We start from the raw sequence: 18,005 nt of genomic DNA on the forward strand, positions 1-18,005 counted from the left end.
GAATTGCGCTCTGCGCAGCAGCCCTCGAAGCTTCGGTTTCGGGGGTTTTCTTTGTTTACCTTTCCTCCTTTCTGCTCGTCCTCATTTGCCATCGTCCGAGTTTACATCTGTAAACTCGGCGTAGGATCTCTTGATGATGTCCTCAAGATTGCTCTCAAGCCAGCTCGCGAACCCGGCGCTTGGGCCGGATTTCTTCACCGACAACGACAGGCTGCCTCGGCTTGCCTTGATGACAACGCCGTCCAGCGGCGTGATCTCACGCGGGGCGCTGGACTCTTTCGTTCCGCGCTTGCCTGCTTCCTTGATCAGCGTTTCCAAGCGTTCATCAGACGTCAACGCGGCGCTCATCTTGGCCAGCAGGTCATGCGCGACCTTCTCGGTCAGCTTGCGGTCAAGGAACAGCTCAGCCAAATCGGTCCACCGCGGCCGGCCGGATTTCGGCGCGGCACCGATCAGGTCGCCGACCCTGGACGGGACGTTCTGCGTCACCTTCGTCAGGTGCGAATGCCCCGAGGCGGAAAGATTCAAGACCTGACGCACCGTCCCGCTATCGTGACCCGCGGCCTGGATCGCTTCGGCAAAGCGCGCCTTCTCATAGAACGAGAGGTTGCGCCGCGCGGCATTCTCCAGCCCCTTGGCCAACAAGGCCGTGGCGTCGTCGACATCATGAACGTTCGCACGCACCTTGATGCCGAGTTCCCGGCACGCCTTCAGACGGCGGCGGCCATAGATCGCCTCGAAGCGCCCATCGCCAGCCTTGGAGCGCCGGACCAGGATTGGCACCTGCTGACCGCCATCACGGATGCTGTTCTTGAGCGCCTCGAAACCCTCATCGTCATCCTCGGCGTTTACAGCTGTAAACTCATCCAGTCGGTCCTTGGGCCCCCAATCGTCGATCAGTCCGGGATCGATCTCGCGGATAGACGCAAGCGAGCCCTGCAGCGCACCCAACGCGGGCGCACTGGTCTTGGGGGGCCGTTCAGTCGACGTGTTGCCCGAGCGCGCGATCGTGTTCGCGATGCCCGACATATCCCGCAGGGACTTTCTGGCCATTATTTACGCCCCCATGCTTGGTGCATCATGACTTCGACTTCGTGACCCACGGCATCCATCGAGGCTTTGGAACGGTCGTAGGTCGCGCGGGTCATTTCCGAACGAACAACCTCATAGATCGACTGTTTGAGCATGGTCGCGTCACTGATCGCCGTGCTTTTCAGAGCGGTCGCAGACATGACGCGGTCCTGGAACAGCGCGCGCATGAACGACGTCAGCTGCTGCGAAGGAACATCCGTGGGCTCATCCCGCGTGATCAGGAACTTGAAGTGATCATACTGCAGCGTCGCGCCCGCATCCTCGATCACCCCCATGTAGGCCCCGGCCAGCTCGAGGAACTGAGCGGTCGAAGACACGTCCAGCATCGAAGGCGTCAGCGGCACGATCAAAGAGCTGGCGGCGGCCATACCGGCGATGGTCAGGAAACCCAGCTGCGGCGGGCTGTCCATCAGGACAAGGTCGAAATCATCCTCGACCTGGGACAAGGCATTGCGGATCCGGGTAAAGAACGGCTGGTCCGGGTCCGAATGGACGGCGGATTCCGTCTCGAACTCCGACAGCAGCAGTCGCGACGGAGCAATCGAGATACCCGGAAAGTAGGTGGGAACGACGACATCGGCCATGCTGACCGGGTCGTCGTAGCGGATCGCGTCATAGACCGTCAGCCCATCGAATTCGATTTCCGGACTGATGCCGCACATGGACGTAAGCGACCCCTGAGGGTCAAGATCCACGACCAACACGCGATAGCCCCGGAGCGCGAAGTAATGCGCAAGATGGACACTCGTGGTGCTCTTGCTCGAGCCGCCCTTGAAGTTCATCAACTGCCAAATCTGCAGTTTCTCGTCTCCGGATCTGCGGGGTAGATAGCGCCCTTTCTTGCGAGACGACTTTTCCAGGATCTGGCGCGCATCCCATATCTCTTGCGCGGTATAATAGCGCCGCCCGCCACGCACGTCGTCGGGTTCGGGGATCGTTCCTTCTGAGTGCACCTTGCGCATAAACTGACCGGAGACCCCAAGAAGTTCTGCCGCCTCAGGTGCGGAGAAAGACCGTAGCGTTTTACTGCTGTCTGGGGCAAAAGCAGAGAGCAGATGTTCCCGGATCGCAGCATTCAACCGCTCGGAAATATCTGTCGCGAGCGCTGAGGGCTTCTCACTAGCCAGTGGTGTCACAGGAATCATCTGGTTGCCTCAAATTCGAAAATGCGGCCTTTTTCGCGCCACTTGAGGACAAGAGCCTTGATTCACGGGTCTAAGTCAAGTTTTTTCGCTATATAGTGTCTAACGACGCGGTCAGAGACTACATGCGCTGACCGACTTGCCCCCCGGGTTTACAGCTGTAAACGGGCTGGCAGATGAGATCCCCGGCGAGCCCTCAACCTAGGCAGCATCACGGGGCCCCAAGGGAATGACTGCCGTACCGACAGAACGCCTTGGCTCAAAGCCTTACTGAGCCTGGCATTGAAACCGGTCCAGTGCATGAACCATTGGCATGATCATGGCATCGTCGTCCAAGCCAGCGAGTAAGCGATGAGTGAAGGCGCTATCCCGGACGAAGCGCCGCAGTCAAAATCGGTACAGGTAGTGAACAGCGCTTTCATCGCAAATGTCGCGATGTGGCCTTGGATAAGGGGGACCGAACAAAGAGGCCCTCGCGCCACGTAACCGAGGCTTGCTGCCGAAATCAGCGCATGTGGCCGACAGGTGTACCGCGCAGCTCCGGTGTCATAATGGCTGGGCTACCCACCAGTGGCATCGCTCCCGAGAAGCTCTCGGGACTGGTGATCCACCTTGCCTTCTACGCGGACTGGCCGGTGGCGATCTGTTCGGTTCTCAAAATGCATGCGCTCGTTGCCGATCTTTGTTTGCGTGACGGGCTGGCCCCGCGAGGCCGCAACCTTTTGACCGTGGCGGCACTGCTGGCCATGGGGCAGGCGGACCAAATTGGGTACTACCTCGGACGTGCAATGGAGGCCCGGCTGACGCCGGCTTAAGCCGCCGGGCGGTGCGTCTCCCCGCCCATTGCACCGGCTACCCGCGGGCCCTCTCTGCTCCCGGTGCAGCGTTTACTGGCAGAAATTTTTCCGTTTCGAGGCTGGTGCGCTTACCGCACGGCACGCCCATCCTCTCAACCAAACACGCTACGCCACCGTGGGCTGCGCACTCGTGCGGATCGAGAGGCAGGCGGCGGTAGAGGCTGCACCGGCATTGATGAATCCACAGCATGAGCGCAATTGGACCTCATGGCCTAATGAGCAGGGTGTCCCCGTGTTAATCTGTTCGCACACCCCGGTCTACCGCGCAAACCGGCGTAAAATCCCGCGCCTGGTGCGGCGCGGCAAATAAAAGACTCTGAAGGAGTGATCCCATGAAAGCGACCATGCTCTATGGCGCAGGCGATGTCCGGTTCGAAGACGTGGCCGAACCGACCATCCAGAAACCGACCGATGCCATCATCCGCCTTGCAGCCAGTTGCGTCTGCGGCTCCGACCTCTGGCCCTATCGCGGCGCGCAGCCGGTCGATGGCCCGCAAGCCATGGGCCACGAATACTGTGGCGTAGTCGGGGCCGTTGGCGATGCTGTCACCAGCGTGAGGCCCGGCCAATTCGTCGTCGGCTCCTTCGTGCTGTCCGACAACAGCTGCCCACATTGCAAATACGGCTTCCAGTCCTCCTGCGAGCAGCGCGAGTTCATGACCGGAGCGCAGGCGCCGCTGGCCCGTGTGCCGCTGGCCGACGGCACGCTGGTCGCGCTGGATCAGCACCCGGACGAAGACCTGATCCCCTCGCTTCTGGCGGTCTCGGACGTCTATGGCACCGGCTACTTCGCCTGTGACGCGGCGGGCGTGAAGCCCGGTATGACCGTGGCCGTGGTGGGGGACGGCGCCGTGGGCCTGATGGCCGTCCTTTCGGCCAAGCAGATGGGCGCGGATCGGATCATCGCCATGTCGCGCCACAAGTCGCGTCAGGATCTGGCGCTGGAATTCGGCGCGACTGACATCGTCGCCGAGCGCGGCGAAGATGGCATCGCTAAGATCCGTGAGCTGACCGGCGGCGTCGGTGCGGATGCGGTGATGGAATGCGTCGGCATGGAAGAGTCGATGAAACAGGCGATCTACGGCGCCCGTCCCGGCGGCTCGATCGGCTACGTCGGCGTGCCGCATGGCGTGACCTTCGACGGTCAGGAGCTGTTCTTTGCACAGCGCCAGATGCTTGGCGGGCCCGCCCCGGTGCGGCGTTTCCTGCCGGACCTGATCGACAGCGTGCTCAAGCGCGAGATCAATCCGGGCAAGGTTTTCGACCTCGAAATCCCGCTCGCCGACGTGGCCGAGGGCTACAAGGCGATGGACGAACGCCGGGCGATCAAGACCCTGCTACGGGTCTGATCCCCGCGTGCTTGGACTGCGTAAGCGAAGGCCGACCCGGTTCTCCGGGTCGGCCTTTTTCGCATCCTGCCTGTCGTGTGACGAGCAAAGGGCGCGACCCGGAGGCCGCGCCCTTCCATGGTTTCCGTGTGTGGGGCGGACAATCAGTCCTCCGACTGGTTGTAAATGCACGTATTCAGCGTCATCCGGCACAAGTGCGGTCGCTACCGGCAGAGGCGTCTGTGCCAAGGAGCGCTGGCCAGTGCCCGGGGCTCATGGCAAGGTTGGCGAAACTCAAACAAAGCCAATGGCAAAGGACATGGCTCTCTTCCTTCGCGGCCTGGTAGCGCGCGGGCAGGGGCGCGTGGGATGGCTGATCAGGCAGGCCTGAGCAAAGCATACGGGCAACTATGAATACGTCGCCCGTATGCAAGGCCTTATGAACCCGCGGTATTGAACCGGGCCTGGGCGCGCGCCGGGCGAGGGATCAGGGCCCGAGCGATCACCAGAGACAGCAGCAGCAGGATCGCTCCGGTGGTCATCGCGGCGTGGTAGCTGGCGGCAAAATCCGCAGGTCCGCCGAAGAGCGCGGCCATGGCGACAAGGAAGGCGAGGCCAAAGGACATGCCCATCTGGTGCGCCACGTTCACAAGCCCCGAGGCCGCGCCTGCGTCTTCCTTGCGGGTGCCCGCGATGCCCGAGGCCGTGAGCGGCCCGAAGCAGAAGCCCTGACCGGCGCCGATCAGCGCCATGGGCAGCGCGATGGAGGTGACATAACCCGCCCCCGCATCAGCCTGCGCCAGCCAGATCATCCCCACCGCGGTGACCGCGAGGCCCGCGAGCATCAGCGTCCGGTTGCCCAGTGTCTCGGTCAGGCGCGGCACCGTCATGGCGACGGCGAAGTTGACCAACGTCATCGGGAGAAAGCCGAGGCCTGCCTGCAACGGGCTGAAGCCGTCAACGCCTTGAAGGAACTGTGTCGTGAAGAAGAAGAACCCGACCATGGCGGCAAGATAGAGGAACCGTGCCCCGTAGGCGCCGACCCGCTCTCGGCTGGCGAAGAGACGCAGTGGCATGATCGGCTGGGCGGCGCGGGCTTCGTGCAAGACGAAGGCCACGATGATCAGCGCGCCCGCACCGATCGCCGAGAGCGCGGCGGTGTCGCTCCAGCCGCGCTCAGCGGTCGAGACGACGCCCCAGATCAGCGCCCCGAAGCCGAGGGTCGAGCCGATGGCACCGGCAAGGTCGAACTTGCCCGGTGTCGGCACCGTCTCCTCTACGAAACGTGCGCCGAGGAAGATCATCGCCAGCCCGATGGGCAGGTTGATGAAGAAGCCCACGCGCCAGCTGAGCGTATCGGCCAGCACGCCGCCGAGGACGAGGCCGAAGGCCGCGCCGATCCCGGCGGTGGAGCCGTACCAGGCGGTTGCGCGGGTTCGCTCGCGCCCCTCCGCGAAGGAGAAGGAGAGCAGCGCCAGCGTCGAAGGTGCGAGGATCGCGGCGCCGAAGCCCTGGATGCCACGGGCGATGATCAGTATCTCGGCGCTCTGCGCCACGCCGATGGCGAGGGAGGCCAGGGTGAAGATCACCAGCCCGGCCTGAAAGGTCTTTCGTCGCCCGAGGATGTCGCCAGCCCGCGCCCCTAGAAGGAGGAAGCCGCCGAAGGTCAGCGTGTAGATGGATTGCACCCAGCTCAGCTCGGCCGTGGTGAAGGAGAGCTCCTCGCGGATCTTCGGCAGGCCGGTGATGACGATGGAGACGTCGAGGATAATCATCAGATAGCTAATGAGGATGATGGCGAGGATCGCGCCGGGGTGGCGCGCGGCGGTCTCGCCCGGTTCGTGAAGTGTCATGGGGAGGGTCCTTGAAAAAGGGTGTCAGGCCGTCTGGGTCAGGCCCATGAGGGAGCGGAGCCTGTCTGCATCGGTATTGGCGCGAAAACCGGGGGCGCCGCGCTGGAAGAGGCACGCGGTCTCGAGCCCGCCGGTCACAACCGGGTCGCACCCCGTGTCACGCACCAGGCGGGCGGCGAGGGCCACCGCCTCGGCGTCGTCGCCTGCCAGTGGCACGCCAAGGGTGGCGCTTTCGCCATAGCCATGGGTGTCTTCAATGCAGGTCGCATCCACCGCGCAGAAGCAGCGCACCAGCCGCGCCGCCGGGAAGTAGCCCTGGCTGAGCGCGCCGACGCCGATGCGCGCCCCCTCAATGCCAAGCCTGGAGCTGCCCGAGGGGTTGGTGGCGTCGATCACGACCTTGCCCGCGAAGTGCCCGGCAAACCGCGCACCATAGTCCGGCATCGCGTCATAGGGCGTTGCCATCACGATCACCTCGCAGGCGGCGGCTTCGTCTACCGAGCCCGCCCGGGCGGTTGCCAGCCCTGCCACGTCGCGCTTCAACCTCTCGGGGTGGCGGGTCGACAGCACGACCTCGTATCCGGCCCGGGCAAGTGCCCGCCCAACCGTACCGCCCAGCCAACCGGCGCCGATTACGCCGATGGACGGACGGGGCTCTGTCCGTTGTCCGTCAGTCATCTTGGAATGTCCTGTGATGAGGCGCCTCTCCTTCGTGGGGGCGCTGTCTGACAGCTAAGATGGCAGGTTTCAGAAATATGATTAGACGCTGAATGCCGCATGGGTTTATGCGAATGCGGCATGTATGGCGCGGTGCCCGCAAGGGCACGCCGTCAGCGGTACCAATCTACATCAGCCCAAACACAGTCGCCGACCTGCCCGAGAGTTCTGGAGACGGGATTGCCCCTGTCTTACGTGGACCGGGCCTGTCGCCTGATGGCGCTTGCAAGCGCCAGCCCGATGCCCGAGAAGAGGCCGATCACAGCGCCCCAATGCAGGAAGAAGGGCCAGGCCGCTGCGTTGAAGTCCCACATGGCAAGGCTGTAGCGAAAGCCGAGCCGGGGCCAGAGCCCCAAAAGCCCGCCACTGGCCAGCCCCTGCAACGCGACAAGGGCAAGCAGCACGCAGAGCCCCAGCCGCAGCGCCCACGGTGTTGCGGGCATGCCGACCTGTCGCAGCAATCGCCCAATCCGCCCGGCGTTCAGCCCGAGGTGCAGCGCGGCCAGCGGGATAAGCCAGTAGGCCGCGAACCAATGCACCTCGCGCAGGGTGAAGAGGGCAGGGCGGGGCAGGGCGGCCAGAAGGGATTGCGAGATGGCAAGACTTGTCCCCAGAAGGACCAGCACGTCGAGCGCAACGAGGAGGGTCAGGGCCGTGGTCACCGCCCGCTCGGCCGTCCAGCGGCCGGCACGCAGCTGACGCCACCAAAAGCGGTTGTTAATCACATGTCGCGACAGCGCCAGCAGCATCACGCTGTCCGCGATCTCATGGGCAAGGTTGCTCAGCCACCAGTAGGCAAAGCAGAAGATCAGTAGCGCCAGGGTCAGCAGGGCCAGCCCCAGCCGCGCGCCGGGTCGCATCCAGCGGCTCATTCGAAGCGGCGCGCGTCGTTGTAGGTGAACATGAAGTTCCGATCCTCGCGCGACATGTGGCAGGAGCGGCACCGGCCGGTGTTCTCGTCCATGTTGACCGTGCCATCGGGCCAGTACCACTGGAATTGCCAGTCATCGGCGCGGCTGGACTCGTCGTAGTCGGCGCCCCAGTTTTCGCCCTTTTCCATGACGAAAAGGCGATAGACCTCGCCCTCGCGCCAGTCCTGCAGGATCACCTGGGTGCCGTCGGGCACCTCGGCGCCCTCGCGGATGGCAGAGAGTGCCTCTGGCGAGGTGTACATGTACTCGGTGACATTGCCGCGGGTCACGGTCGTGTAGTGTTCCAATTCCGCGATCATCTCGTCGGTCGGAAAGCGGACGCGGTTCGGTTCGGCCAGAACGGCGGTGGCGGCGGCGAAGGTGGTCGGCAGCAGGGCCCGAGAGAGCGTCATGGAGTATCCCTAATTGGCTACGGTTCTGCTGAAGCTAAGCGCTCCACTGCCATCGATAAGATTGCTGGGACCGATAGAGATTATCGGCGACGGGGCATAATCGGCACTTGGTTCATGACCACTGAGCGGTGCCCATCTGATTATCCATGAATCCTCAGCATCAAAGCAATACCGATCCAGCGACTAATCATATCACCGAGGCGGCGTATATCAGCATCAACGCAACCAAGGAGACGGTCATGAAGATCCTTAGAAATGCAGAACAGCCCTCGGGTGTCGGCCCGGCCAAGACCTTCACCGGCGATGTGCGCGTCGACCAGTACTTCGAGGCAGAGGCCCCCGGTCGCACCGGCTCGGCCATCGTGACCTTCTCTGCAAGGGCGCGGACCGCTTGGCACAGCCATCCGGCGGGGCAGCTGCTCTATATCCTCAGCGGCCGCGGTTGGGTGCAGAAGGCAGGCGAACCCAAGCAGGAAGTGCTGGCTGGGGACACCGTCTGGTTCGGCCCGAATGAACGGCACTGGCACGGCGCCAGCGACACCAAGGCGATGAGCCACGTCGCGATTGCAGAGAGCCTCGACGGACGCTCGACGGACTGGGCCGAGCATGTCTCGGACGAGGACTACCTCGGCTGACAGTCGGACCGACATGGAATGAACAAGGACAAGACAATGGAAGATCTGAACAACAAAGTCGTCGTCATCACCGGCGCGAGCTCGGGCCTCGGCGCGGAAACCGCGCGCCAACTGGTCGCTCAGGGTGCCAAAGTCGCGCTCGGCGCGCGGCGGATGGACCGGTTGAAGGAACTGGTGACCGAACTGGGCCCGGACAACGCTTCCGCCTTTGCGGTCGACGTGACCAAGCAGGGCGAAGTCGAGGCCTTTGTCGCCGACGCCAAGACCAAGTGGGGCAAGATTGATGCCATGCTGCACAACGCGGGTGTCATGCCGCTGGCTCCGCTGGCGATGAAGCGCGTTGACGAGTGGGACCAGTGCATCGACGTGAACCTGAAGGGGGTGCTCTACGGGATCGGGGCGGTGCTGCCGATCATGCAGGAGCAGGGCTTTGGCCAGAACCTCTTCGTCTCTTCGGTTGCGGGCCATGTGATCAATCCGGCCGGTGCCGTCTATTGCGCGACCAAGTTCGGCGTGCGCGCTATTGCCGAGGCCCTGCGGCAGGAGGTCAAGCAATACGGCCCCCTGCGCACCACGATCCTGTCGCCAGGTGCCGTGGACACGGAACTGCCCGGTTCGGTCAAGGCCGAGGGCGTGCATGAAGCCATCGCGGGGTTCTACGAAGATCAGGCGATCCCAGCCTCCAGCTTTGGCCGCGCTGTGCTCTTTGCGCTGAGCCAGCCTGCTGACGTGGACATCAACGAGATCCTGTTCCGCCCGACAAAGCAGGACATGTAAGATAACAGTTCAGAAGGGGGCGTCCTCGGGGCGCCCCTTTCTCCGTTCTGCCGTCAGCCGCCCAACCAATCATCCACGCGGTTCACCACCCGGCGCTCCTGTTCGCCTTCCATGACAAAGGGAGCGGTAACCTCCACCTCTGGAGCAGCAGCGCGCAGCAGCGCCATCGCCTCGCCCGGGCCATAGCCGCCGTGGCAGATCATGGGCACCAACCGCTTGCCGCCAAGGTCATGGGCGTCGAGGAAGCTGCGAACCGGCGGCGGCAGGCTGCCACCCCAGATCGGAAAGGCGAGGACAATCGTGTCATATCCTGCGATATCCGCCACTTCTCCGTCGAGTGGCGGGCGATAGCCGACCTCACGTTCGCGCGTCACTTGCTCGACCGTTTCGAAATAGTCGATCGGGTAGGGGTCCCGGGTGCGGATCTCGAAGAGGTCGCCGCCGGTCCGGCGGCGCACCAATTCCGCCGGAATGCGGCTGTTGTGGCTGCGGGTATAGAGTACGACCAGCACTCGGCCAGAAAGGTCCGGCGCGGCAGTGCTGTCTTGCGCCTTGGTGCGGCTCGCCAGCGGTAGCAGCGTGAGCGCCGCAAGCATGAGGCGGCGCGAGAAGGGTAAGGAAGGCATGGTGGTCTCCTTTCGGTCGGTAGCGCGTCCATGGCGATCAGCACTGGGTGATCAGGCAGCCTCCATCTTGACCATCATGTAAGCGAACGATTTATTCAGAAAAGAAAGATCAGACTGGATACCTTTATGAAGGACATTCATCATTGAAGCGGGACGAACTGGGTGACCTCATGGCCTTTCTGGCGGTCTGCGAAGAGCGGAGCTTTACCCGCGCCGCGGCCCGGCTGGGCACGTCTCAGAGCTCGCTCAGCCACACGGTGAAGCGGCTGGAGGAGCGGCTCGACCTGCGCCTGCTGACGCGGACCACGCGCAATGTCTCGCCCACACTGGCAGGGGAGCAGTTGGCCGCGACCCTGCGCCCGGCCTTCGACGATATTGAGGCGCGGCTCTCCAGCCTGAACGAGATGCGTGCCAAGCCCGCAGGCCTCGTCCGGCTCACCACCTCGCGCCATGCCGCGACCGAGATCTTGTGGCCCCGGCTGAACCCGGTGCTGGCCGAACATCCGGACGTAGAGCTGGAGATCAACGTCGAACAGCGCATGGTGGATATCGTCGAGGAACGCTTTGACGCAGGTGTCCGGCTGGGCGAGAGCGTCGAGAAGGACATGATCGCGGTGCGGATCGGCCCCGACCTGCGGATGCTGACAGTGGGTGCGCCGGAGTACTTCGCCGCTCATGGCCGCCCCGAGACGCCCCACGACCTGACCGAGCACAATTGTATCAACCTGCGCCTGCCCACGCTCGGCGGGCTCTACGCGTGGGAATACGAGAGGGATGGCAAACCCCTGAACGTACGGGTCGAGGGCCAGCTGACCAGCAATGACGTGGATGTGATCGTGCAGGCCTGCCTCGACGGGCGGGGGCTGTGCTGCCTGCCAGATTACCATTTGAACGGCTACTTGCAGGACGGACGGCTGGAAGCCGTTCTCAAGGATTTCTCGCCGCCTTTCCCAGGCTACCACATGTACTACCCGTCGCGGCGGCAGGCCTCGCCCGCCTTCCAGCTCATCCTTCGCGCACTGAGGTATCGCGACTGACCTCGTAGCGCAGGTGCACCGCCTGATGCTCCGGCACCTCCGGGCCCAGCACCATGACAAGATGCTCTCCGTCCAGGACACCGCTTTCCCAGTGCGGCTTGCCCGAGGGGTCGAGCACAACCGCCAGCGGCAGGTCGCGGTTGACGCCGAGGTGCAGGCGGCGGGCAGGGGCCGCGCCGCCGGGATCCTCCGCCATGCCCTTCGCATAGGGATCCATCGTAACCCGCCCCACGATGTAGCCACGGGCGCCGACCCCCCGCATCAGCTCGTAGTAGAGGTCCGTCTGGTCGCTCCGCTCGACGCCTGCCGTGGCGCACCAGCTGGATACGTCGACCCGGGCGTCCAGTCCGGTATCCATGTGACAGATGACGCGGGGCCTCGCATTCAGGGGTCCAGAACCGGTGTCAGTGGCCATTTCTCTGCTCCAGGATCTGTTTCAGGACCGGCACTGCAGACATTGCTCGCGGCCAACCGGCGTAGAAGGCAAGGTGGGCCAGGGCGGCACCTGCCTGCTCTTCCGTCAGGCCGTTGTCGAGCGCGCGGTTCATGTGGAAGGGCAGCTGTTCGGGCTGGCCGATCATGACCAGCGCAGCAACCGTGGCCAGCGAGCGGTCACGCGGGCTCAGGTCCGGGCGGCGCCAGAGGTCACCGAACAGGACCTCGTCGGTCAGGTCGGCCAGCAACGCCGCGGTCGGGCGGACGTTCTTGTCCACGATGGCGGCGCGGGCGGCTTCGGCCTCGGCGGGCAGATCCAGCTTGGGTGCCGGGCTCTGCGTCACCTGCGCCACGCCCTTCTCGTCGAAGACCTTGCGCAGTTCCGCGGCGGCGGACATGGCATTCGGCCAGCCGGTGTAGATCGCCAGTTGCAGGGTAATCTCCGCCAGCTCCTGGGGCAGCAGACCATTGTCCAAGCCGCGCGCCGAGTGGCTGCCCAGCTGCGGGAACTTGCCGCCCGCGATCAGCGCCGAGATGGTCAGCAGCGACCGGTCGCGCTGCGGCAGGGCGTCCGATGGCCAGACGCGCCCGAACAGCACACAGTCCGTGAAGGCCCCGAGGCCGGGCGTTGTGTCGTAGATCATTGCCGGGGCGACGCGCGGAAATTCTTCGGGCATGCGGTTTCCTTAACTTCTGTCTATTTCTGGGGTCGGGGACGCGCCCCGGAGCAGGGCCGGGGCGCATCGGAAGGGCAGGGGCTCAGAGACCGGTGGTGGCTTCCAGCGCCTCCGTATAGCGGGTGCCTTCTACCTTGGCGGCCGCAGCGTTGATCGAGCCGAGTTCGTCCGTGCTCAGAACCAGGTCGGCCGCGCCGTTGTTTTCTTTTACACGGGACAGCTTGGTGGTGCCGGGGATCGGAACGATCCCATGAGCGTCTCTCGTCTGTTGAGATCATGGAAGGATGTCACTTCTCGTCCTCCATCGGTCGCGACTCTCTCTCGGGCAGATGGCGCTGCCAGAAGGCTGCGGCTTCGGTGATCCATCCATCGGCGCCGGTTCCCTGGCCCGCACCGAAGCCGTGCGCCACATCCGGCACAATGCGAAATTCTACATCCGTACCCAATGCACGGAGAGTCTCGACCCTCGGTCGCATGTTGCCTGGCGGAGCGATCCAGTCACGCGCGCCGACGATGGCATAGGTCGGCGGCTCATGGTCGCTGCGGTCGCTGTGCGAGGTGTATGCCATGACAACCGCTGCCGGGCGCTGCGTGGTCCGGGCGCCGAACCCATCCGGCCCGTGAGAGCCGATGAAGGCGGCCATGCGGGCCCCGGCGGAGCTGCCCCAGACCGAATAACCTTCGCGCGCGACCTGAAACTCATCGGCGGCGTCCATGATCACGTCGATCGCCCGCGCCATGTCCGTTGTGGCAATTCGGCCACCTTGCCCTGTACGATAGGTCAGGACGAAGGCATTGAAGCCCTGATCGGCAAGCGCCATCGCATAGGGGAAGCCTTCGTGAACCGAGCCGACATAGGAAAAGCCGCCACCCGGCGCGATCAGCGCGAAGGGCGCGCCGGGTTGCCCGGGAAAGAAGAACAGCCCGGCCTCGTTCAGCGTTGGTGCCTCGGTCCGCTCTGCTTCGGTGTAGATTTCATGGAAAACCGGCACACCTGCCTGTTGCGCCGCCAGGATGCGATTGAGCCCCTCCAGCACGACATCGCTGCGCACTTCGCTGTGATAGGGCAGGCGCTGCGCCATCCTGCTTATCGGCATATCCGCATCATAGGCCCGGTCTGCCCAGGGCAACAGGCGGCGCGCATAGCCTGCGAATTCGGGCCGTGTCAGGATATCGCCAACAGTATCGCCGGATGTGAACGGTGTGGTTGCCTGCACGCTCCGCGCCTCGGGGGCGCGTTCGGCCAAAGCCGGCGCAGCCTGCGACTGAGCCTCGGCTGCACCGGCCGAAGGGCAGAAGGCCAACGCCGTCAGATTGCGCCACGCGGGACGAGGGCGGGTCCGTGCCATATCGGCCTCCGCTGTCAGATGATCAGGTGTCATGGCAGGAAAATAGGGGAAGACAGGCCACGTGATTAGCGCGCGCGTCCCGCTAGGCGCGATAAGTCTGGCCGAATAATGCACCCGGCGCGCGGCCCCACTGATCGATGCAGGTGATAAAGCCAATCGAGGCGAGCCACCTAATGAGTCGGGCCGTAAACGGCCACCTTCGTTGCACATATCGCAACAAGGGAAGACGCATGACCCTCCACACCCTCCTCCTGACCGCCACGGCAAGCCTCGGGCTGGCCGCGCAAGCGCTGGCCTTCGAGCCGCTGACGATCAACGATCAGGGCAGTTTCACCGCCGGCGGCACGGTTCTGAGCGAACCGGGCAGTTTCGACACCAAGAACCCGATGTCGACCGCCGGTCAGACTTTCCACGGCGATCATGCCTATGCGTTCTATCAGGTGCCCGAAGCGCCGCGCGCCCTGCCGCTGGTGCTGTGGCACGGGGCCTTCCAGTCGGGAAAAAGCTGGGAAACCACCGCCGATGGTCGCGAAGGGTTCCAGACCCTCATGCTGCGTCGCCATTTCCCGGTCTACACCATTGACCAGCCGCGCCGTGGCCGTGCGGGCAACAGCACCGCCCCGGCCGAGGTGACGCCCACGAATTTCGACCAGCTCTATTTCGACATGTTCCGCATCGGCCAGTGGCCGGACTACTTCGACGGCGTTCAGTTCAACGAAAGCGAGGCCACGCTCAACGAGTTCCTGCGCTCGGTGACGCCGAACACCGGGGCGTTCGACGTGGATGTGGTCAGCGATGGTGTCTCCGCGCTGGTGGAGGAGATCGGGCCGTCAATCCTCGTGACCCATTCGCAGGCCGGTGGCCCCGGTTGGCTGACTGCGATCAAGAACCCGAATGTGAAAGCCGTGATCTCCTATGAGCCGGGCAGTGGATATGTCTTCCCCGAGGGTGAGATGCCCGAACCGATGACCGGATCCGCAGGCACTCTGGAGCCTGTCGCGATCTCGGACGAGGATTTTGCGAAGCTGACGCAGATCCCGATCGTGGTCTATTACGGCGACAACATCCCCGAAGAGCCGACGGAGGATTTCGGTCTCGACAACTGGCGCACCCGTCTGGCGATGGCGCGTCTGTGGGTGGATGCCATCAATGACCACGGCGGCGACGTGACGCTGGTGCACCTACCCGAGATCGGCATCACCGGCAACACCCACTTCATTTTCTCGGATACCAACAATGCGCAGATTGCTGATCTGGCGGCGGAGTGGATCGAGGAAAAGGGGCTGGGAGATCTGGCGGACTAAACCCGCGGCCTGCGCCGCAGATCAAATCCTGTGGCGCAGGTGGTCGATCAGCAGCCGGAAGGCCGGGCTCATCTGGCGCCTGTTGGGGTAATACAGGTGATAACCTTCCCAAATGGGCCACCAGTCTTCCAGAACCGGGACAAGTCGCCCGGATTTCAGATAGGGCTCGGCACGATCAAATGGCAGATAGCCGATGCCGATCCCATCGAGCGCAGAGGCAAGCCGCAGCGGCAGATTGTTGAAGGTCGCGGGGCCTTCGACACGCACACGCGTTTCCTCGCCATCCTTCTCCAACTCCCATGCAAACACCCCGTTATGAGTGGGCAGGCGCGTGTTGATGCAGCGATGATCGGTCAGATCTTCCGGCGCTTTCGGTGTGCCGTGCTTTTCAAGGTAGCCGGGCGTTGCGATCATGCACATGCGGATATCGGCACTGATGCGCACCGCGATCATGTCCTTGGCGACCTGCTGACCCAGCCGCACGCCCGCATCAAAGCTTTCGGCCACGATGTCGATCATCCCGCCATCGACGCCGATTTCCACGGTGATATCGGGGTATGTTTCGAGAAAATCCGCCAGTTTCGGTTGCAGCACCGCGATGGCCGGGTGTTCTCCCGCGCTGATCCTGATCGTGCCGCGCGGGGTCTGGCGATCTGAATTCAGGGCCTCCAGCGCGTCCTCCATCTCGTCGAACTGCGGCCCCAGACGGGACAGCAGCCGTTCGCCGGCCTCGGTCGGAGAGACGCTGCGGGTCGAGCGCGTCAACAGCCGCACGCCCAGATTTTCCTCAAGGTTCTTGACGGTCTGCGACAGCGCCGATTGCGACATGCCCAGATGCACCGCCGCGCGCGTGAAGCTGCGGTGCCGGGCCACCACCGTGAAGGCATAGAGCTCATTGAAGGTTCGGCGCATTGATTATGCCTTTCTGCTTATGTCGGCATTCGCCTTTATCGACCTAATCGATGAAATGGTGCGGGTCTAGATAAAGCGCAACCCCGGCGCATGGCCGGCGATCAAATCACACGCAGATCCCATTTCCGGACCCCCATGACACAGACATCTTCCACGCACAGAAAGGCTGTGCTCGCACTGATCGTGCTGAGCTACGCCATGATCGTGCTCGACATTTCCATCGTGCTGACGGCCCTGCCGCGCCTTCAGGCGGATCTCGGCTTTACCGACGCAGGGCTTTCCTGGGTCTCTTCCATCTACACGTTGTTCTTTGGAGGCTTCCTGCTGCTGGGCGGCAAGCTGGGCGATCTGTTCGGTCGCCGCCGCATGTATATGACCGGCCTTGGCATCTTTGCCGTGGCCTCGCTGGCCATCGGGCTGGCGCAAAGTGCGGGCTTCATCGTCGCCGCGCGGGCGGTGCAGGGCCTCGGCGCGGCCATCCTCGCACCCTCCACGCTGGCGCTGCTGCAGGTCACTTTTGACGCGGGCGAAGAACGTGTGAACAAACATGCTCTCTCCCCCATACTTGAGGCTCTACGCCAACCTTTCTGGCGCAACCCTCGAACGAGGAATGCCGCGGGAGAGGCCGCTGGCCCAGCCAACTGGTCCCCCGGTCAACCGGTCTAGAGCTCGCCGGTGGCGCATGGTCCTTCCTGCCCTTCGAACGGGACCGTGGAGCCGGAATAGTTGGCAGGGAGCAGAAGGTCTCCACTCATTTGCTAACTCAATGAGACCTATCGATCTTTGGCCACTAATTCGTCCAACCCCTCGCACCCACCTCATCCAGTACATTACCAATCACAGACTGGAGCCCGAGATGTTACAGACCGAATTATTTTCCGCATTGCGACAGATCGCGTTAACGGCGATCTGCCTCTCTGCGGGCTTTGGGGAAGCCGGCGCGCAAGACAGTAAAGGCACTAACTCGCCTTCCGCCTCTCTCGTGACGCGCCACGTTGTGACAGAACCACTTACTCCGGACAGCACAATTTCTGACCTGCTCAACCGTGAGGAGTTCCAAGGGTTTGGGCCGCGTCTCCTCCCTTGGGCGGGCCGAAACTACGATCAGTCCATGCCAATGAGCCGCATGGCCCAGTTACTGCCGTATCACAGTGCAGTACGCCCGGATGTGGTTGTGGCAGGCCTGAATGAAGTCCTTCTCTTGAAGCAATCCGGCGTTCCCGTGTTTCACGAAATTTACACCGAGGCCGAACGCCAAGAGGTACCGTCGCTGGCGGAAGCTGGCCTTTTCTTCTTTCCCGGAGAGCCCGGCGCGCCCTTTGCCTTGATCGCCCCTGGGGGCGGGTTCTCCTATGTCGGATCGGTGCATGAAGGCTTCCCTTATGCCATGGAACTGTCCGACCTTGGCTTCAATGCCTTCGTCGTGACCTATCGTACAGGTCAGGGTCGCGAGGTCTCGACAGCGGACATGGCCCGCGCTGTCGATTACATCTTGGACAATGCCGATGCGCTTGGGGTGGAGCGCGACGGATATTCGACCTGGGGCAGTTCAGCGGGCGCGCGCATGGCGGCCTATATCGGCAGCCACGGGCCGGATGCCTTCGGGGCGACAACCACGCAGCGCCCGGACGCGGTGATCATGGCCTATACCGGGCACACGGATATCGGACCCGATGAACCGCCGACCTATGCCATTGTTGGCGAGCATGATTCCATCGCGCCGCCATCCAGCATGGTGCCGCGGGTAAGTGACCTTCGCGCGCAGCAGGTGGACGTGACCTACCGCGTCGTTCCCGACATTGGCCACGGGTTTGGCAATGGTCTGGGAAGTGCTGCCGAAGACTGGGTTACTGAAGCCGCCATGTTCTGGCAGCGCCACCTGCCGGCAGATGTGATGCACCCGATCGAGGGGCTCCAGTAAGCCTCGGCGGGCAGGTGCC

Annotated in this window: 19 protein-coding genes; 8 read left to right on the top strand and 11 right to left on the bottom strand. The window is 63.5% G+C overall.

Features of this window, described 5'->3' with window-relative positions:
* Positions 1-81: 81 nt before the first annotated feature.
* Together repB and repA are read right to left on the bottom strand one after the other, a co-directional pair.
* A complete protein-coding gene (gene repB / locus BFP70_RS19855) occupies positions 82-1,053 on the bottom strand; it encodes a plasmid partitioning protein RepB (RefSeq protein WP_066013829.1) in 972 nt (323 codons plus the stop codon).
* Positions 1,053-2,237, bottom strand: a complete 1,185-nt coding sequence (gene repA, locus BFP70_RS19860; RefSeq protein ID WP_066013833.1) for a plasmid partitioning protein RepA — start codon at positions 2,235-2,237, stop codon at positions 1,053-1,055. Before repA ends, repB begins: the two co-directional genes overlap by 1 nt.
* 548 nt (positions 2,238-2,785) lie before the next feature.
* On the opposite strand from repA, the gene BFP70_RS19865 reads away from it, so the two are divergent.
* Positions 2,786-3,049 (top strand): carboxymuconolactone decarboxylase family protein, encoded by a 264-nt coding sequence (locus BFP70_RS19865; RefSeq protein WP_066013835.1) that lies wholly within the window; start codon positions 2,786-2,788, stop codon positions 3,047-3,049.
* 374 nt (positions 3,050-3,423) lie between these two features.
* Positions 3,424-4,440, top strand: a complete 1,017-nt coding sequence (locus tag BFP70_RS19870) for a zinc-dependent alcohol dehydrogenase family protein (protein ID WP_066013837.1) — start codon at positions 3,424-3,426, stop codon at positions 4,438-4,440.
* A gap of 416 nt (positions 4,441-4,856) precedes the next feature.
* Here BFP70_RS19870 and BFP70_RS19875 read toward each other — a convergent pair whose 3' ends face one another.
* The 4 genes from BFP70_RS19875 to BFP70_RS19890 form a co-directional block, all read right to left on the bottom strand.
* On the bottom strand, positions 4,857-6,272 hold the full coding sequence (locus BFP70_RS19875) for an MFS transporter (RefSeq protein WP_066013839.1): 1,416 nt from the start codon (positions 6,270-6,272) through the stop codon (positions 4,857-4,859).
* A gap of 24 nt (positions 6,273-6,296) precedes the next feature.
* Positions 6,297-6,950: an NADPH-dependent F420 reductase gene (locus BFP70_RS19880; protein WP_066013844.1), complete on the bottom strand. Its 654-nt coding sequence runs from the start codon at positions 6,948-6,950 to the stop codon at positions 6,297-6,299.
* A 230-nt stretch (positions 6,951-7,180) separates the two neighbouring features.
* Positions 7,181-7,861, bottom strand: coding sequence for a DUF4405 domain-containing protein (locus BFP70_RS19885; RefSeq protein ID WP_141693297.1), 681 nt, complete (start codon positions 7,859-7,861; stop codon positions 7,181-7,183).
* Complete coding sequence (locus tag BFP70_RS19890; RefSeq protein WP_066013848.1) at positions 7,858-8,313, bottom strand: cytochrome P460 family protein; 456 nt, start codon at positions 8,311-8,313, stop codon at positions 7,858-7,860. Before BFP70_RS19890 ends, BFP70_RS19885 begins: the two co-directional genes overlap by 4 nt.
* 146 nt (positions 8,314-8,459) lie before the next feature.
* On the opposite strand from BFP70_RS19890, the gene BFP70_RS19895 reads away from it, so the two are divergent.
* Positions 8,460-8,948: a cupin domain-containing protein gene (locus tag BFP70_RS19895; protein WP_369820228.1), complete on the top strand. Its 489-nt coding sequence runs from the start codon at positions 8,460-8,462 to the stop codon at positions 8,946-8,948.
* A 36-nt stretch (positions 8,949-8,984) separates the two neighbouring features.
* Positions 8,985-9,725: an SDR family oxidoreductase gene (locus tag BFP70_RS19900; protein ID WP_066013853.1), complete on the top strand. Its 741-nt coding sequence runs from the start codon at positions 8,985-8,987 to the stop codon at positions 9,723-9,725.
* 53 nt (positions 9,726-9,778) lie between these two features.
* Here BFP70_RS19900 and BFP70_RS19905 read toward each other — a convergent pair whose 3' ends face one another.
* Positions 9,779-10,351, bottom strand: coding sequence for a flavodoxin (locus BFP70_RS19905; RefSeq protein WP_066013855.1), 573 nt, complete (start codon positions 10,349-10,351; stop codon positions 9,779-9,781).
* A 143-nt stretch (positions 10,352-10,494) separates the two neighbouring features.
* On the opposite strand from BFP70_RS19905, the gene BFP70_RS19910 reads away from it, so the two are divergent.
* Complete coding sequence (locus tag BFP70_RS19910; RefSeq protein WP_066013858.1) at positions 10,495-11,388, top strand: LysR family transcriptional regulator; 894 nt, start codon at positions 10,495-10,497, stop codon at positions 11,386-11,388.
* Here the strand turns inward: BFP70_RS19910 and BFP70_RS19915 are convergent.
* The 3 genes from BFP70_RS19915 to BFP70_RS19925 all read right to left on the bottom strand — a co-directional run bounded on the left by BFP70_RS19915 (position 11,357) and on the right by BFP70_RS19925 (position 13,882).
* Positions 11,357-11,746: a hypothetical protein gene (locus BFP70_RS19915; protein ID WP_141693298.1), complete on the bottom strand. Its 390-nt coding sequence runs from the start codon at positions 11,744-11,746 to the stop codon at positions 11,357-11,359. The two genes, BFP70_RS19910 and BFP70_RS19915, sit on opposite strands and share 32 nt — an antisense overlap.
* Positions 11,747-11,792: 46 nt before the next feature.
* Positions 11,793-12,500 (bottom strand): carboxymuconolactone decarboxylase family protein, encoded by a 708-nt coding sequence (locus BFP70_RS19920; protein WP_066013864.1) that lies wholly within the window; start codon positions 12,498-12,500, stop codon positions 11,793-11,795.
* Between the two features lie 287 nt (positions 12,501-12,787).
* Entirely contained in the window at positions 12,788-13,882 is a 1,095-nt protein-coding gene (locus tag BFP70_RS19925) for an alpha/beta hydrolase (RefSeq protein ID WP_218059704.1), read from the bottom strand.
* Between the two features lie 197 nt (positions 13,883-14,079).
* Here BFP70_RS19925 and BFP70_RS19930 point away from each other — a divergent pair, with 197 nt between their 5' ends.
* Positions 14,080-15,153 carry an alpha/beta fold hydrolase gene (locus BFP70_RS19930; protein WP_066013866.1) on the top strand — a complete coding sequence of 358 codons (1,074 nt, stop codon included), beginning with the start codon at positions 14,080-14,082 and terminating at the stop codon, positions 15,151-15,153.
* Between the two features lie 21 nt (positions 15,154-15,174).
* On the opposite strand, the gene BFP70_RS19935 is transcribed toward BFP70_RS19930, so the two are convergent.
* Complete coding sequence (locus BFP70_RS19935; protein ID WP_066013868.1) at positions 15,175-16,065, bottom strand: LysR family transcriptional regulator; 891 nt, start codon at positions 16,063-16,065, stop codon at positions 15,175-15,177.
* A gap of 135 nt (positions 16,066-16,200) precedes the next feature.
* On the opposite strand from BFP70_RS19935, the gene BFP70_RS19940 reads away from it, so the two are divergent.
* Positions 16,201-16,731, top strand: a complete 531-nt coding sequence (locus BFP70_RS19940; RefSeq protein ID WP_083217642.1) for an MFS transporter — start codon at positions 16,201-16,203, stop codon at positions 16,729-16,731.
* 190 nt (positions 16,732-16,921) lie between these two features.
* Positions 16,922-17,986: an alpha/beta hydrolase gene (locus BFP70_RS19945; protein WP_083217638.1), complete on the top strand. Its 1,065-nt coding sequence runs from the start codon at positions 16,922-16,924 to the stop codon at positions 17,984-17,986.
* Positions 17,987-18,005 lie beyond the last annotated feature (19 nt).

The sequence above is a fragment of the Thioclava sp. SK-1 genome (assembly GCF_001705665.1).
Taxonomy (GTDB): Bacteria; Pseudomonadota; Alphaproteobacteria; order Rhodobacterales; family Rhodobacteraceae; genus Thioclava.

What these genes read in the sequence shown, in the direction of transcription:
- repB (WP_066013829.1), bottom strand. Translation starts at nt 1,053, where the DNA reads ATGGCCAGAAAGTCCCTGCGGGATATGTCGGGCATCGCGAACACGATC.
- repA (WP_066013833.1), bottom strand. Translation starts at nt 2,237, where the DNA reads ATGATTCCTGTGACACCACTGGCTAGTGAGAAGCCCTCAGCGCTCGCG.
- BFP70_RS19865 (WP_066013835.1), top strand. Translation starts at nt 2,786, where the DNA reads ATGGCTGGGCTACCCACCAGTGGCATCGCTCCCGAGAAGCTCTCGGGA.
- BFP70_RS19870 (WP_066013837.1), top strand. Translation starts at nt 3,424, where the DNA reads ATGAAAGCGACCATGCTCTATGGCGCAGGCGATGTCCGGTTCGAAGAC.
- BFP70_RS19875 (WP_066013839.1), bottom strand. Translation starts at nt 6,272, where the DNA reads ATGACACTTCACGAACCGGGCGAGACCGCCGCGCGCCACCCCGGCGCG.
- BFP70_RS19880 (WP_066013844.1), bottom strand. Translation starts at nt 6,950, where the DNA reads ATGACTGACGGACAACGGACAGAGCCCCGTCCGTCCATCGGCGTAATC.
- BFP70_RS19885 (WP_141693297.1), bottom strand. Translation starts at nt 7,861, where the DNA reads ATGAGCCGCTGGATGCGACCCGGCGCGCGGCTGGGGCTGGCCCTGCTG.
- BFP70_RS19890 (WP_066013848.1), bottom strand. Translation starts at nt 8,313, where the DNA reads ATGACGCTCTCTCGGGCCCTGCTGCCGACCACCTTCGCCGCCGCCACC.
- BFP70_RS19895 (WP_369820228.1), top strand. Translation starts at nt 8,460, where the DNA reads ATGAATCCTCAGCATCAAAGCAATACCGATCCAGCGACTAATCATATC.
- BFP70_RS19900 (WP_066013853.1), top strand. Translation starts at nt 8,985, where the DNA reads ATGGAAGATCTGAACAACAAAGTCGTCGTCATCACCGGCGCGAGCTCG.
- BFP70_RS19905 (WP_066013855.1), bottom strand. Translation starts at nt 10,351, where the DNA reads ATGCCTTCCTTACCCTTCTCGCGCCGCCTCATGCTTGCGGCGCTCACG.
- BFP70_RS19915 (WP_141693298.1), bottom strand. Translation starts at nt 11,746, where the DNA reads ATGGATACCGGACTGGACGCCCGGGTCGACGTATCCAGCTGGTGCGCC.
- BFP70_RS19920 (WP_066013864.1), bottom strand. Translation starts at nt 12,500, where the DNA reads ATGCCCGAAGAATTTCCGCGCGTCGCCCCGGCAATGATCTACGACACA.
- BFP70_RS19925 (WP_218059704.1), bottom strand. Translation starts at nt 13,882, where the DNA reads ATGACACCTGATCATCTGACAGCGGAGGCCGATATGGCACGGACCCGC.
- BFP70_RS19930 (WP_066013866.1), top strand. Translation starts at nt 14,080, where the DNA reads ATGACCCTCCACACCCTCCTCCTGACCGCCACGGCAAGCCTCGGGCTG.
- BFP70_RS19935 (WP_066013868.1), bottom strand. Translation starts at nt 16,065, where the DNA reads ATGCGCCGAACCTTCAATGAGCTCTATGCCTTCACGGTGGTGGCCCGG.
- BFP70_RS19940 (WP_083217642.1), top strand. Translation starts at nt 16,201, where the DNA reads ATGACACAGACATCTTCCACGCACAGAAAGGCTGTGCTCGCACTGATC.
- BFP70_RS19945 (WP_083217638.1), top strand. Translation starts at nt 16,922, where the DNA reads ATGTTACAGACCGAATTATTTTCCGCATTGCGACAGATCGCGTTAACG.